This window comes from Paenibacillus plantarum (genome assembly GCF_013141695.1).
Classification (GTDB): domain Bacteria; phylum Bacillota; class Bacilli; order Paenibacillales; family NBRC-103111; genus Paenibacillus_E; species Paenibacillus_E plantarum.
Genome location: NZ_WHNY01000087.1, coordinates 1 through 14,228, shown reverse-complemented (window position 1 = coordinate 14,228; position 14,228 = coordinate 1). Strand labels below are relative to the sequence as shown.

Below are 14,228 nucleotides of genomic sequence, written 5' to 3'. Positions count from 1 at the left end.
TTCACTTCTGTTATTGTACATGCTGTATCTATTCATTAACCCTTCACTGCCCCAGCAATCCCATCTACAAAGTAGCGCTGCAAGAACAAGAAAATAACAATAATCGGAAGAATGGCGATCGTACCTCCGGCCGCAATCCCTGTCCAATCCACAACGTTCTCTCCCCTTAATGCATACAACCCAACAGCAAGAGGACGGAGATTGGGGGAACTGAGCGTTAGTATTAAAGGAATCATGAACGAGTTCCAAGACCAAATGAACTGCATGATCGTTACACTGCCGACGATGGGCTTGGATAACGGAAGCATGATCGTCAGAAATGTTCTTAAAAATCCGCAACCATCCATGATGGAAGCTTCCTCCAGCTCCTTCGGAATTTGACTGAAGAACGTTGAGAAAAGCAGGATAAATATAATATGCGCCCCTCCCGCTTCCGCAAGAATAACCCCGAGCAAATTGTTCATCAGTCCCAAATGTTTGATGAGATCATAGATCGGAATAATCGCAAACTCCATGGGTACAAACATGCTGGCAACTAGTACCCCTAAGAGCAACTTCTTCCCTCTGAACGTATACCTGCCAAGCACATAGCCGCAAGTTGCTGTTGCGATAAGTACGATGAGGATGGTGCTGATGGAGATAACCACACTATTTAGAAAGTACCGCTCAAAGTTCGCTTCATTCCACGCTCTGATCAAATTGCCCATCTGAAAGCTGTTCGGAAGCAGCTTAAGGCCGTTTGCAAAGAACTCACTTTGGGTTTTGAAGGATGCTGCAACCATCCATAAGAACGGATAGATCCATACAAGACAAAAAGCAGTCATGACGACGTGAAACATGGATAATCGAAAGATTTTCATGATTTTGCACGACCTTTAATTCGTTTATTCAGCACGGATTGGATAATGGCTAGAATACTAATCGTTACGGCAAAGAACAGACCCGCTGCCGAAGCATATCCCAATTGAGGCAATCCCATTTCACTGGAAAATGCGTACCTGTAAATATACGTGGACACAACATCCGTGGCGAAGAAGGGGCCTCCGTTCGTCATCGTTTTAATTAAATCAAACACCTTCAGCGAGTTGACGACATTTAGCAATAAGATGACGGCTCCTATCGGCAATAGAAGAGGTATCGTGATATGCACGAATAATTTGGTCCCTCTTGCGCCATCCACTTCAGCCGCCTCATAAAGATCCTTCGGGATGCTCTGCAGTCCGGCAAGCCAATAAATCATGTTAATCCCTAAGTTTTTCCACACCGAGATGAGAATAACGGTAAACATTGACCATTTCGCGTCGCCTAACCAATTAATCGGCGTATCGAGCCAACCTATTTTCATCAGCGCATCATTCACCGCTCCGTCACTGCCCCAGATGAAAACCATGATAATACCGACAATCGATGTCGTCGTGACTACTGGCAGAAAGATTAACGTCCGATATATGCTGGCTCCCTTAAGCCTGGGGCGATTCAAAACAACGGCAAGTATTAAGGGCACAAGGAGATTTAATGGGACTACACCTAACATAAATTTAAAACTATTTTTATACGCATTCCAAAAATAAGGATCCTTCGCCACGTCAACAAAATTACGTAGCCCGACAAACGTTGAATCTGACGTTAAACCCGACCAATCCAACATGGCGTAGTAGAAGCTGGCCGCGATCGGCCAGCCTTGAAACAGAACGAACAGGGCTACAGTAGGAAGTAGGAATAACCAACACCATAATTCAATTCTCCACTTGGTTTTCATGATGCGCGAACTCCCCGTCATTGAATTGACTTATAATCTTGCTGCGAGTAATTTTTGTCAGAACTCCAGTTAGAGAAAATGAAATCATTTTTATCTACTTTCGCGCCTTCCGACTTTGCCTTCGCAATCGCTGTATCTAATGACTTATCGACAATATCAGATAACTGCTTAAGTGCCGAATTGGGCTCTTTAATTGCCCCGGCAACAACGCCTTGGAGAATATCACCTACACCTGGCTGAACATCCTTATAATTCCCGTAAACACTTGCAAGCTCAGGGTTCCTGATTTGCGGATTAGGCACTAAACGCGAATACTTCTGTGCAATATCATAGTACTGCTTGAATTGTGGTATTTCCGATGAGCTCTCGTTAACCTCTTTGAGAATAGAGAAGCGATCTCCCGCTTTAACGAGCACGGACTGATAATCTTTATTGAAGTACTCCTTTAAATACAAGGCAGCTTCTTTGGGATGCTTCGTTGTTTTGGACATGCCAATCCAAGGACTATAGCTGGATCTAGGCAGGAAGCCCTTCTGACCTGCGTCCGGAACAGGAGGCGCCATGACACCAAAGTCCAAGTTAGGGTTGTCACGTTTCCATACGCCAATCGACCATTCCCCCTGCAAGATAAAGCCTGCTTGACCTTCTCCAAATAAGGCTCGGGCTTCAGGTGCAGATATGCTCATCGTCTTCGGATGGAAACTTCCGTCATCCTTCAACCCCTTGAATAAATTCATGACATCAAGTACTTCTTTACTGTCATAGTTAGCATCATGCGTGACCAAACTGATCGGCGATTGTTGATTTAGACCGCTGCCTCCCAGTGCCGACCAGTCCATAGCCGCTAATTTCCATCGACCGATTTGTTTACCGCCCTCGATGATACCGAAAGCTTTGCCTTTACCTGCTTCTGTAATTTTCTTAGCGGCTTGGCGGAATTCCGTGTACGTCTTTGGCGGGTTTTCGGGGTCTAATCCGGCATCTCGAAACAACTGCTTATTGTAAAATACAAGTGTACTCGGCACACTCGCCATGGCCGGAATGGAATAGATTTTCCCATTTAGCATGGTCGAGCCTTCAACAAAGGCGCCATCTGCGAATTGATTTTTGAAAGCGTCATCAATATAAGGATCTAACGGCTGATACCACTCTCCCTTTACCGCCATGCTTAATGACATGTTGCCGGGTATTGGGTATAGATCCGGTGCATCCCCCGATTTAATCGCGGTTGTAATGGTATTCTGAAACTGATCCACGCTCATTAGCGTATATTCGATTTTGATGTTGGGGTATTTGGCTTCAAAATCTTTGATAAATTTTTCACGAAAAGGCTTCTCGCTGTCTGCCCAGTCCATCACGCGCAAGGTAACTTTTTCTCCGGATGTCGACGTCTGAGCTTTGTCCCCGGCAGTTCCTGTTGCAACAGGCGTTCCTGTGCTAGTCGGATTCGGATTTGAAGCTGAACACGCCGTCATGCTTTGTACAATTAGAGCAGATCCGATGAATAAGGCAGCATACTTCCGTTTTTGTACCAATGGTATATCCCCCTTTATGTTTGAAAAAATTACTTCCTGAACGAAAGCTCGTGTAGGGTGCGCAATGAGGATTGGATGCCTTCGATTTAACTATTATGTTATCTTACAATTTATCCTCAGACCATGTAGACGCGATTCCAATTTTTGTACTTTTGATACTTTTTCGAAATTGATTGGGGGACATGCGGAATGTTTTTTGAAAAGCACGGTTGAAATGAGACGCATCGTAGAAGCCGCATTTTTGAGAAATAAATTCAATCGTATTCTCGGGGTCTTCCAGCATTCGCTTGGCTTGCATAACGCGCATTTTTTGAAGCATTTGCATCGGCGTTAGATCATACACCTGTTTAAAGGCCCGGCTAAAATAGACCGGATTCATATGGTAAATTTCCGCTAATTCCTCGCGAGTAATATTGCGTTCCAGCCCCTTCTCGATATAATGCAGGGCGTAATTAAACCGGGCAATCTCGAACGTCTCTCTGGATTTGCGTTTCTCACCGATTTTAGAGCTTTCTACAATTTCATGAATCAGAAAGAGCGCTAGAAAGACCGACTGCATAGAAGAGAGCTCCTCATTTTTCTGCTGCCATAAGTCTTGAAGCTCGTCGAACTTCTTCTCATACAGAGCGGAGTCTCTGATTTTAATCACTTTATCCAAGGGAAACAGTTGGAAGAAATCTTCGCCTTCCCTGACATCTAATTTCAAACTGAGAAGGTAATGAACACCTTCTTCCTGTGAAATAACATTAAAAGGCGTATGGGGGCGATGAATCATAACATCTCCGGTTTTGGCTATATACTCTTTACCGTCGTCTGTTGTAATAACCTCCCCTTTTTTGATATAAGATACCGTCAGATAAGGCTGATCGAAATCAAACATGATCCGAGAGTAGTATTGTATTTTTTTAACATCAAACAACGTAATCGCATATAGATCCTCGATCTGAGTTGACATGGATTCACTCCTTATTGGGTATGGTTACGAAAAAAAAGCTCCTGAGATAACAAGATTGTCATCCCAGAGGCGCCGCTCAACTATGTATGAAGTTTAAATGACAAGATGAGCAAAATCAACTCATTGCAAACAGCAAAAAGCATGCCCCCAAAGATTTGGGAGCATGCTCGATACTTCGCTACGCTATGATGTTAAGCATTAACCTTCGCTTTAATCTCTTCCAATGGCTTGTGGTTACCGTATTTCGGATACTCGCGCGTAGTTGGCGCTGCCCACTGAACCGCATTGGAGATGACGCGGCGGATTTGCTCATTGTAGTACGTACGGTATGTTTCATGACCTGGACGGAAGTAGAAAATCTTCCCGTTCCCGCGATGGAACGTACATCCGCTGCGGAATACTTCGCCGCCTTCGAACCAAGAAACCATGATTAGTTCATCCGGTTGTGGGATGTCAAAATGCTCCCCGTACATTTCCTCTGCCTCCAGATCAATGTACTCGCCAATGCCTTCCACGATCGGATGACCTGGAGCAACGACCCATAGGCGCTCTTTCTCGTCAGCTTCGCGCCATTTGAGATCACATGATGTACCCATAAGGGTTTTGAACACTTTGGAGAAGTGACCGGAATGCAGGACGATTAAGCCCATGCCTGCCCACACACGCTTTTGAACACGAGCTACGATCTCATCTTGTACTTCGCCGTGTGCTTTATGACCCCACCAGATCAGGACGTCCGTATTGTTCAAGACTTCTTCCGATAAACCATGTTCGGGATCGTCTAATGTTGCATAGGTGACTTGGACGGAACCGCTCAGTCCCTCGCCAATGGCTGTGTGAATACCATCTGGATAGGCAGCGCGGACTTTCTCGTTTTCTTTTTCATGACGAAATTCGTTCCAAACGGTTACATTTAATGGTTTACTCATCATTTCATGCCTCCACGATAGCGTATTCATTCTTACTTCTGAGTATAGGTTTTCTCAAGTGCCAAGGAAAGGCAGAATTGTGCTTACTTCTTATTCAATAGTGTCATCGGATGTCTCGCAATGTTATACTTATTGAGACGAAATCTTATTCGAAAATGTCCAGCTTAGTGAGGTATTCCATGCCTATCAACCCTACTCTTAGTCCTGCAAATTTAACTGAAATTAAAAATGAAGAAGTCGTGTACCAGAACCCGCTTCTTTTCTTGAAAATATGGGAAATCCAATACGACTCCCCCCAATGTGGTTTGCCTGACCCTTGGACATGGCATTGGCATAAACAGGTTGAGTTTCTCGTCGTAACTCAGGGTCAACTCGGCATCCAAACGAAAGATGCCTATACGATTATGGAGGCAGGGGATGTCTTGCTGCTTGGTTCCTCACAGCCCCATCGCACACATAAATACTCTGAAGCGCCTTTGCACCAAATTGTATTTCAAATTGATCTGACACAGCATTTCGATTTGAGCACACTCGCTTATTTGCATTTATTTTCGGAGTTGACGCATTCCCTCGAACCGTTTAATGAACTTTTTCGTTCAAATAGCGCGGTTAGAGCAAACGCTTACCAGCTTATCCGGCAAATTCACGAGGAGTCACAAACGCGTACCGTCGGCTATGAACTAGCCATTGTTGCTGCCATTAAGCACCTCCTGTTGCTCCTTCTGCGCAATGATAAACGTGATCTAGCTGGGCTTACTGAGGATTCTGGCATCTCACGTTTACGCCCAGCATTGAAGTATATCGATGAGCATTTGACAGAACGAATTACGGTCGAAGATGTATGCCGCATTCTGAATCTGAGTTATCATTACTTTATTAAGTATTTTAAAAAAGTGATGGGACTATCCTTTATTGATTATGTGAATTATAAACGTATCAAAAAAGCCGAGCGCCTCCTGCTCACAGGGGATCTCAGCATTATGGAAATTAGTTATGAAGCCGGCATTCAGAACATGGCTCAGTTCTACAAGCTTTTCAAGCGATACAATCAATGCTCGCCTAAAGAATTTAAGCAGCGGCTCCGAGATCATACGGAGGTGCAGGAGGAGCAACCAGTCGAGGCAAAATAGAGTGCAGATCAGCAGGCCTCAGGGGAGGAATCCCGCCTGGCTGATGAAGACACGCTCCTGCGGAAAATGCCGCAGGAGCTGTTCGTGCACTCGCCGATACGCATCCCGACTGTACCAGTCGGTCAGCTCCAGCGCGTCATAAATGGCGCGCACGCCGATGCGTGCCGTGCGCCCTCCCCCACTGCCATCGCCCATGAAGTAATCGTCGATGCACACCCGATCCACGATGCCCGCGAGCCGCTCGGCGAAGCCATCCGAGCTGGGCAGCGCTGGCGCTATCGTGGCCTGCACCGGAATCCCGCGAGCCGCGAGCTCGCGAAGTGCTTCCAGCCGCGCCGCGATCGGTGGCGCGGACGGGGTGAACGCGCGGCGGATGTCCTCGCGGTCCGTCTCCACCGTCATGCTGACTCGGACGCGGTCGCCGAGCAGCTGAAACAGGTCCGCATCCCGCGTCACGAGCGGGCTGCGGGTTTGCACGAACAAGAAGTCCGGCTGCGCCACGGACATCACCTCGAGGAGCGCGCGGGTGAGGCGCTCCTTGTATTCGATCGGCTGATACGGGTCCGTCGCCGAGGAGAAGAAGATCGTGACGGGCCCTTTGCTCTTGGCCCGCGCCAGTTCCTTGGCGAGGAGCGCGGGCGCGTTCTCCTTCACGTCGACCCAACTGCCCCAAGCTTCGCTGCGGAACAGCGCCACCGGCATCTGCCGAACGTAGCAGTAGGAGCAGGCGAAGGCGCAGCCCGTGTACGGATTCAACGTATGCGAGTAGCCTTCGAGGAAACCGCTCGCTTTGGTCAGCAGCTGCTTCGATTGCTTACGCTGCACATTAACCATAGGTGAACCTCCTTTTATTTCCAGAACCATTTCTCATACACCCAATAGCCGAAGAACGAAAGGACTCCTAAAGAGATATTGAACCATCCTGCAAATAAAGCTCCTTTTTTCTCTTTGAGCATGTTAGCCTTCTTATAATTTTTTACATCGAAAACTAACACGAGCAACCCAGAGATCAACAGCAGCAAAACCGTGTAATTGTTAAAGGTAATCATTGGCCGGATCCTTCCCTAGTTGGTTTTCGTCCCAATTCGTCTAATCTTAACGTGTACCGTGACATCGAAGGACATCTCTTTATATTGATTTTGCCATGATTCCTCGGTTTTGATTTCCTTGTTCCAGTAGGCTGGCTGCGTCGCGCGCACATATTCACCGAAACCGAAAATGTCACTGCCATCCTTCTGAGTCTGCTGAATTAATTTCCCGAATCCCACGTTAGCGTCTTCTTGAATTTTCTCCTCCAGCTTCTTCAAATTTTCTTTTGTAATGAACACCTTTTTATTCGATTTCTCCGTTAAATCTCCCTCGATTTGGCATTTTATGATGGTATGCACGTTGCCATTTTTGATAGTTGTCGTTATTCTGGACTTTCGGTGAGTAGATTTAAAAATAACCAACGTTTTTGAGCCTGGCATTTTTTGAAGAACACTATACCCCCCTGGGTTAATTTGTTTGATCGCCATATAATGTCCGATTTGCAAGGCTGTTGTGACGCCAACCATTTTATCGTTTTTAAAATAGGCCATCCCAGCAAGCTCAATGTTCGATTCCTTCTTTAATTCCAAATAAGGAAGCATCCCTGCCTGCCCCTTGGCAGAATTCGCACTTAAAAAGACACCCAAGAAAATGTTGGGCAGAGTGCCCCTTTCTCGAGAATGTTCCAGGGTAGCGAGCAAATATAAAGTCGGAACGCGCTCTAATTGCGGATTGGCTTTAATGATGTCGGCTGCGTTTCCTTTGGATACGACCATCCAAACGGTTCTTCTGACCTGAGGTTGACGCCGAAAGAAGTCGTTTTCATTCTCGATCCCTTTTTTGGCTACGGCTTCCGAAATCACGATGACCCGTAAATGGCCAAAAAACAACCGATCTGCGAGCTGTTGCTGAAGATTCAATAATGCGTCATCAATGGTATATCCGACGCTGGTCAACACCCAAACCGGTTTTTCCCCAGAAGAGCTGCCGGATCCGCTCCCTGCACCTAGCGGAATGCGGCCCGGAACAGCAATTTGGACGGTGATACGAATGAGTCCCTTGTTAGCCTCTGGATCCTGGTTCAGAATATGCGTAGCATTGCTGCTTTCTTTCTCATCACCTGGCTTCGCCTTATCAATGCCAATCGCCAGGACGACAGCGCGATCTTCGATTTCTAGGCGATCCCAGCAGCCTGTCAGCAAAGGGGCAACCAACACGAAAACAAGAATCTGTTTAATCAGATTTTGCCACAAGTTGATCACCCCGTTTTTTCTTCTTTCGAATCATGGCCACAACAAATAAGACAAATGGATACGCAACTGTGAAGACTAGTCCCCAGCGACCGACAATTTGAATGATTTCATACATCTGCAGCAGATTTTGTGAGAACATCGCGAAGACATAGATAAAGGGAACAAGCAAGAAGGCAAACATTTTATGATCTCGCAAACGCAAAAGCTGGCTTGAGAAATATATGGCTAAATAATAGGAAGACAACAATGTCGTAAATACGGCGGTAACCCATACAGCAAGAAATGCACCATCTAAACGCTCTAGGATATTGGCGGGCAATGATGTAGTTTTGGCTAATTCCAGCGTTGGCCAAACTAATTTTTTAATTTCCTCAGCTCCGAAGACGCCCACGGTAGCAATCACGATAAGTATATAAAAGGACCCAGCTGCTAACATACCAATAAACCCAGCAATCAATGCTTTCTCCGGCCTGCGCATCGCAGGTATGACGATCGTCATGACAAATGAGCCTTGAAATAAGGCAGCCATCGTGAGAATTCCCATTGGCATACCGGTTGGTTCATTGCCCCACAGGGGAAGAAGATTAATTAAGTGTGCATTCTTTAGTGAGAGCACGACAATAACTAGTCCCGGAAATACGATGATCGGGAAATAAAAATGGTGAAAGTAAGTAAATGTCGTTATATCTACGCGAGAAGAAACAGCCGCTAGCAGCAACATAACGATCACAGTCACCTCTAGGGGTGTTTTAGTTAAAACGGAAGTGACGACAACCTCCCCAAATTCACGTGATGCCAGGGCTGTAATCAAGCAAAAGAACAAGATAATCAAAACACTAAATCCACGCGCCGGCCATTTACCAATCAGATCCTCGCTGTACTCAATAATAGATTTCGTGGGAAAACGCATCCCAAGCTTGGTTAATAACCAAAGTCCTAATAAACCAACCAAAAAGCCTAGCAATGTGACAAGAGGCGCCCCTGAATCGGCTGCTCTGACAGCAAATAACGAGAGGGCTAACACCCCCACCCCAATGATTGTACTAATCAGTATGATCGCCGCTTGTATCACTGTTACCTGGCGAGGATGCTCCATCGGTTACGTTCCTCCTTGTATCTCCGACTTTCAAAGGGTCTAATGTGTTGTTTGGCGCTTCTTCACTCATTTCTTTTGTTATTTTCCCAAGACGGTTGTCATTAGGTGTGTGTAAAAGTGCTGGCCTCTTCGGCATAGACCACAGCGGCAGCCGAGCTAGCGTATCCTTCATCCCTTGGAAATTACCTGGGACTAGCGGGCTTAAGTAAGGAACACCGAACGACTTTAAGGAAAGCATATGGTTGGCGATCAGAATCAACCCGATCATCACCCCATATAGACCGAAAATGCCAGATAAAATCACAAGTGGAAAGCGCAGCAGTCTCAGGGCCAGGGCCGCATTGTAAGCCGGTGTGGCAAAGGAACCGATCGTCGTCAAGGCGATAATAACAACCGTAATCGGTGAAATAAATCCTGCCGCAACCGCTGCCTGCCCAACAACAAGCACACCAACAATGGAGAGCGCTCCACCAACCTGCTGCGGCAGCCGAAGTGTTGCTTCCCTTAATACTTCCATGGATATCTCCATGATCAACACTTCTATGACGGAAGGGAAAGGCACTCCCGCTCTTCCCCCCGCTACCGCTACCGCAAACTCAGTAGGGATTAATTCCGGATTAAATGAAATTAGGGCCACATATAACGATGGGAAAATCAGTGAGAAAATCAGAGCTACCAAACGTGATAGTCGTATAAAACTGACGAGAAGAAACCTCTCTGAATAGTCTTCGACCGTTTGATAAAATTGACTGAATACCGTAGGCAATATGAGCGCAAACGGAGATCCATCTACAAGCAGGATAACTCTGCCTTCCAACAGATTGGCGACCGCTTTATCCGGTCGTTCGGTATTTTGAATTTGCGGGAACGGGGAGAAATGGTTATCTTCAATAAACTGTTCCAGATACCCCGCGTCTAGGATGCCATCAATATCAATCAACGATAAACGTCTGAACACTTCCTCTACGAGTGCAGGATTCACAATGCCATCAATGTAGCAGAGCGCAACTATGGATTTGGTGATACGTCCTATTCGAATCGTTTTTATTCGTAAATCCGGCGTCGGGAGACGATAGCGAAGTAACGCCAAATTCGTACCCATTATTTCAATGAATCCTTCCCGTGCGCCGCGAATCACCTGTTCAGTCTCTGGTTGCGTGATCGCTCGCTTGTCCACATGGCGTGTACTGAAGATAAATGCATCGGTTACGCCATCAACGAGAAGAGCCGTTTTCCCTTCTACAATGGCTTGGATAATTTCATTCAGCTGTGTTTCCGTTCTACCCTCACACGCATATAACGTATCGTTCAAAAGAAAATCTTTCATAGAGCTGCCTGCTGCTTTAGCATAATCATGAGAGGACGTTAACATCAACGGCTTTAAAATATGATCGTTCAAATACTGTTTATCAATCAAGTCAGGGAAATACATCACGACTGCTGGTTGATCATAAAATATGCAAAATCGGCGTATGATGAAATCGTCATTTTCGCCAAGTATCTTCTGAACGAATGTAATTGTCTCTTCGAGTTGCGTACCGACACTTGCCTCTTTATTGTCTTCCATAACTTGGTGAGCAGGTGAATTCTTCAGCGGTATCATCCGAGGCTGCTGACTTTGGGATGTTTGTTTGGTCCGTAGCTTATTCCAACTCCAAAAGGTCACGCAATTCGCCCCCCTGTCCCTGTACATACGCTCAAAATGATTTCAGCTTCCTATTCCCATTCATTTCCTTCCCCGTATTTTTATCTATATTTGGGATTCTATGCATGGAGGCGTGAATGGGAATGAATTTATTATCAATAACGGCGAATAGGAGCCGCTTACTGTCATCGATAAGTGACAATAAACAACTCCCACAAAGTTGAAAAACCCTTCCTACATCGGATAGTAATTCAACGTCCTACTTCCCCTGCGCCTCCAACTGCAGAAGCTTCTCCTTATTCCCCAAACCGCCGCGATAGCCCGTCAGTGCGCCATCCTTCCCTACGACGCGATGACAAGGTACAACGATAAGCACAGGATTTGCGCCGATAGCAGTGCCAACCGCACGTACCGCACTGGATCTATCTAGCTTTTGGGCTACCTGTGAATAACTCACCGTTTCACCATGGGCAATTTCGTGCAACGCTCTCCACACCGACTGTTGAAACGCCGTCCCCCGCAGATCCAATGGCAGTTCAAAACTTATTCGCTCCCCACTCAAATACTCGTCCAGCTGCTGCATGTAAGGCTTTAACCTATCCGCTTGCTGAATCCATCCGCTCGGATGTCCAATCTTTCTCGCCCATTGGGTGAATTCTTGCCACGCTTCAACGTCAACGCCATCTCTCGCGTCACCTTTCTGAAACTGCAAGTAACCCAACCCTACATCCGTTACCGCCATCACGAAATGACGATCCTGCACCCGAACCGCACCCCAGTAAATCGTTAGGGTACCCACACTTTCCATAACTTCTCTCACCATGTTGCAACCAACCTCCCAACTCGGTTATCGTTAATGCATGGGCTGTTGCCGAAACTCTGTCGGCGTAAGTCCTGTTTTCTTCTGAAACAATGTCGCAAAATGCGCAGCATTCGCCATCCCCACCTGCGAACCGATCACCTGCACGGGCATGTCCGTGGTGATTAGAAGCTTTTTAGCTGCTGCAAGCCGGACCTCTTGGATATACATAAGCGGCGTCACGCCAGCTACTCGTTTGAAAGTCCTTTGCAGATGATACGTACTCGCATAGAAATGGTCCGAAAGCGTCGCTAACGACAGCGGTTCAGCGAAGTGCTCTTCGATATGCGCCTTCATTTCCGCAACCCAGGCTTCATCGGGAAGCCGGATGCCGTCAGGCCGACACCTTTTACAAGGACGAAAACTTGCTTCCATTGCTGCTTGCTGGTGATGAAAAATACGCACATGCTCCCTCTTCGGAAGCCTGGATTTACAGGATGGCCGGCAGAAAATCCCTGTCGTCGCCACTGCATAATAAAACGTCCCATCATACGCCGCATCATTTGCAACGATGGCTTGCCAATACCGCTCCTGCATACCGGATGCCCCTCACCTTGTGTTTCTTTTATAAGCTCAGTATACCCAAACAGACCTGTGGTTGTAAGGGTTCCGAGATGAGAAAGCAAGATTACAAAAGCCGATCTCGGCGATAATGCAAGTAACGACTTCCTACCATTAAGGAGAATGACGATGCCACACCTGCAAGCTTTTGACCCATCCCGCCTACAATGGCACGAACCTTCGAGCACGCTCTCGCTAGTTCTGCCTGGGCCTTTTCGATACGAGCAAAATATCGGTTATTTAAGTCGCTCCACCAATGAGTGCCTATTCGTTGTGGATAACTCCAGCATCTATAAGCTGCTGCCCGTTGGGGATAACCTCGCGCTTATCGCTGTCCACAGTGAGGATGACGAGGAGCTACATATCCGAATTGTCCACTATAGTGGTGCTAGTTTAACCGCTGCAGTCCGCGATGATATCGCTCGCTATGTGTGGGAGTGGTTTGATTTGGGGACGGATTTGACGCCATTGTATGCGATGGAGGATTCGATTCTGCAGCAAGTGACGGAGGAATTCCGAGGGCTGCGCCTGATGGGGATTCCCGATTTGTTTGAGGCGATGAGCTGGGGGATTATCGGTCAGCAGATTAATTTGGCTTTTGCCTATACGCTCAAAAGACGTCTAGTCGAAACCTTCGGCACATCGCTAGATTGGGAGGGACGAACGTATTGGGCGTTCCCGACGCCGGAGCGGATCGCTGCTCTCAGGACAGAAGATCTAACCGCTTTACAATTCACGGGTAAAAAAGCGGAGTACCTCATTGGCGTTGCCAATCTCATGGCGGAAGGATCGTTGTCCAAGGCTGGGCTGCTTGCGATGAGCGATTTCCTAGCCATGGAAAAAGATCTGCTGCGCATTCGCGGCATCGGCCCCTGGACGGCCAATTACGTGCTGATGCGCTGTCTGCGCAACCCCGCTGCGTTCCCGTTGGCCGACGTCGGCCTGCATAACGCGCTGAAGCATGTGCTTGGCCTGGAGGCCAAGCCTTCGCTTGAAGAGATCCGCCAGCTCGCGGAGGGTTGGCGGGGCTGGGAAGCCTACGCCACGTTTTACTTGTGGCGGGTTTTGTATTAGGCTGCGGCTGTTGGGCGCGGCGGGGGTGGTCGGCGCTAGGCGCGGTGAGGGGACGCTATCCCTATCGCCTCGTCGTACTCGCACCATCACGGCCAATCGCCGTCAGGTGCGCCAACTTGTCGCCACCAGTCGGCACCCAAGTAACCCCGTCCCCGCAGCCCCCTATGCGCTCACTCTGCCGCCGCTGGCCTTATCACCTCGTTGCCACTGACGCCCCCATATACCCCCACTCCGCAGCCGCTGGCCTTATCGCCTCGTTGCCACTGACGCCCCCATACTCGCTCACCCCGTTGCCGCTGAAATAACTGTATTTCATGTAGCTAAATTCGGCGAATTTCAGTTATAAATCCATTTAACTGTATTTCATGTAGCTAATTACTCAACATTTCACCCTTTTGAGCAA

General features: G+C 47.4%; 14 protein-coding genes. 2 read left to right on the top strand and 12 right to left on the bottom strand.

The genetic code is table 11. The features are described from left to right. Positions 1-35: 35 nt before the first annotated feature. The 5 genes from GC096_RS34625 to GC096_RS34605 all read right to left on the bottom strand — a co-directional run bounded on the left by GC096_RS34625 (position 36) and on the right by GC096_RS34605 (position 5,178). Entirely contained in the window at positions 36-860 is an 825-nt protein-coding gene (locus GC096_RS34625; RefSeq protein WP_171637102.1) for a carbohydrate ABC transporter permease, read from the bottom strand. Continuing rightward, positions 857-1,759, bottom strand: coding sequence for a carbohydrate ABC transporter permease (locus GC096_RS34620; protein WP_216626359.1), 903 nt, complete (start codon positions 1,757-1,759; stop codon positions 857-859). Before GC096_RS34620 ends, GC096_RS34625 begins: the two co-directional genes overlap by 4 nt. Positions 1,760-1,776: 17 nt before the next feature. Next, on the bottom strand, positions 1,777-3,294 hold the full coding sequence (locus GC096_RS34615; protein WP_171637098.1) for an ABC transporter substrate-binding protein: 1,518 nt from the start codon (positions 3,292-3,294) through the stop codon (positions 1,777-1,779). A gap of 103 nt (positions 3,295-3,397) precedes the next feature. Continuing rightward, on the bottom strand, positions 3,398-4,249 hold the full coding sequence (locus GC096_RS34610) for a helix-turn-helix domain-containing protein (protein WP_171637096.1): 852 nt from the start codon (positions 4,247-4,249) through the stop codon (positions 3,398-3,400). Between the two features lie 191 nt (positions 4,250-4,440). After that, complete coding sequence (locus GC096_RS34605; protein WP_171637284.1) at positions 4,441-5,178, bottom strand: ThuA domain-containing protein; 738 nt, start codon at positions 5,176-5,178, stop codon at positions 4,441-4,443. Between the two features lie 179 nt (positions 5,179-5,357). Here GC096_RS34605 and GC096_RS34600 point away from each other — a divergent pair, with 179 nt between their 5' ends. After that, a complete protein-coding gene (locus GC096_RS34600) occupies positions 5,358-6,308 on the top strand; it encodes a helix-turn-helix domain-containing protein (RefSeq protein WP_171637094.1) in 951 nt (316 codons plus the stop codon). A gap of 18 nt (positions 6,309-6,326) precedes the next feature. Here GC096_RS34600 and GC096_RS34595 read toward each other — a convergent pair whose 3' ends face one another. The 7 genes from GC096_RS34595 to GC096_RS34565 all read right to left on the bottom strand — a co-directional run bounded on the left by GC096_RS34595 (position 6,327) and on the right by GC096_RS34565 (position 12,727). Continuing rightward, positions 6,327-7,142 (bottom strand): SPL family radical SAM protein, encoded by an 816-nt coding sequence (locus GC096_RS34595; protein ID WP_171637092.1) that lies wholly within the window; start codon positions 7,140-7,142, stop codon positions 6,327-6,329. Positions 7,143-7,156: 14 nt separating this feature from the next. Next, positions 7,157-7,357, bottom strand: a complete 201-nt coding sequence (locus tag GC096_RS34590) for a CLC_0170 family protein (protein ID WP_171637090.1) — start codon at positions 7,355-7,357, stop codon at positions 7,157-7,159. 15 nt (positions 7,358-7,372) lie between these two features. Beyond that, complete coding sequence (locus GC096_RS34585; RefSeq protein WP_171637088.1) at positions 7,373-8,590, bottom strand: Ger(x)C family spore germination protein; 1,218 nt, start codon at positions 8,588-8,590, stop codon at positions 7,373-7,375. Then, entirely contained in the window at positions 8,571-9,686 is a 1,116-nt protein-coding gene (locus tag GC096_RS34580; RefSeq protein WP_171637086.1) for a GerAB/ArcD/ProY family transporter, read from the bottom strand. Before GC096_RS34580 ends, GC096_RS34585 begins: the two co-directional genes overlap by 20 nt. Continuing rightward, complete coding sequence (locus GC096_RS34575; protein ID WP_171637282.1) at positions 9,634-11,289, bottom strand: spore germination protein; 1,656 nt, start codon at positions 11,287-11,289, stop codon at positions 9,634-9,636. The genes GC096_RS34580 and GC096_RS34575 overlap by 53 nt, the downstream gene beginning before the upstream one ends. Before the next feature lie 301 nt (positions 11,290-11,590). Beyond that, the gene (locus GC096_RS34570) at positions 11,591-12,154 is read right to left on the bottom strand and encodes a methylated-DNA--[protein]-cysteine S-methyltransferase (RefSeq protein ID WP_246303185.1); all 564 of its coding nucleotides are present in this window, start codon (positions 12,152-12,154) and stop codon (positions 11,591-11,593) included. A gap of 30 nt (positions 12,155-12,184) precedes the next feature. Then, positions 12,185-12,727: a bifunctional transcriptional activator/DNA repair enzyme AdaA gene (locus GC096_RS34565; protein ID WP_171637084.1), complete on the bottom strand. Its 543-nt coding sequence runs from the start codon at positions 12,725-12,727 to the stop codon at positions 12,185-12,187. A 153-nt stretch (positions 12,728-12,880) separates the two neighbouring features. Between GC096_RS34565 and GC096_RS34560 the strand changes: the two genes are divergently transcribed. After that, positions 12,881-13,825, top strand: a complete 945-nt coding sequence (locus tag GC096_RS34560; RefSeq protein ID WP_171637081.1) for a DNA-3-methyladenine glycosylase family protein — start codon at positions 12,881-12,883, stop codon at positions 13,823-13,825. The last annotated feature ends 403 nt before the right edge of the window (positions 13,826-14,228 follow it).

Bases quoted from the DNA above. Each gene is read 5' to 3' on its own strand.
- GC096_RS34565 (WP_171637084.1), bottom strand. From the start codon at position 12,727: ATGCAGGAGCGGTATTGGCAAGCCATCGTTGCAAATGATGCGGCGTAT.
- GC096_RS34575 (WP_171637282.1), bottom strand. From the start codon at position 11,289: ATGATACCGCTGAAGAATTCACCTGCTCACCAAGTTATGGAAGACAAT.
- GC096_RS34620 (WP_216626359.1), bottom strand. From the start codon at position 1,759: ATGAAAACCAAGTGGAGAATTGAATTATGGTGTTGGTTATTCCTACTT.
- GC096_RS34625 (WP_171637102.1), bottom strand. From the start codon at position 860: ATGAAAATCTTTCGATTATCCATGTTTCACGTCGTCATGACTGCTTTT.
- GC096_RS34580 (WP_171637086.1), bottom strand. From the start codon at position 9,686: ATGGAGCATCCTCGCCAGGTAACAGTGATACAAGCGGCGATCATACTG.
- GC096_RS34600 (WP_171637094.1), top strand. From the start codon at position 5,358: ATGCCTATCAACCCTACTCTTAGTCCTGCAAATTTAACTGAAATTAAA.
- GC096_RS34605 (WP_171637284.1), bottom strand. From the start codon at position 5,178: ATGAGTAAACCATTAAATGTAACCGTTTGGAACGAATTTCGTCATGAA.
- GC096_RS34610 (WP_171637096.1), bottom strand. From the start codon at position 4,249: ATGTCAACTCAGATCGAGGATCTATATGCGATTACGTTGTTTGATGTT.
- GC096_RS34560 (WP_171637081.1), top strand. From the start codon at position 12,881: ATGCCACACCTGCAAGCTTTTGACCCATCCCGCCTACAATGGCACGAA.
- GC096_RS34590 (WP_171637090.1), bottom strand. From the start codon at position 7,357: ATGATTACCTTTAACAATTACACGGTTTTGCTGCTGTTGATCTCTGGG.
- GC096_RS34570 (WP_246303185.1), bottom strand. From the start codon at position 12,154: ATGGTGAGAGAAGTTATGGAAAGTGTGGGTACCCTAACGATTTACTGG.
- GC096_RS34595 (WP_171637092.1), bottom strand. From the start codon at position 7,142: ATGGTTAATGTGCAGCGTAAGCAATCGAAGCAGCTGCTGACCAAAGCG.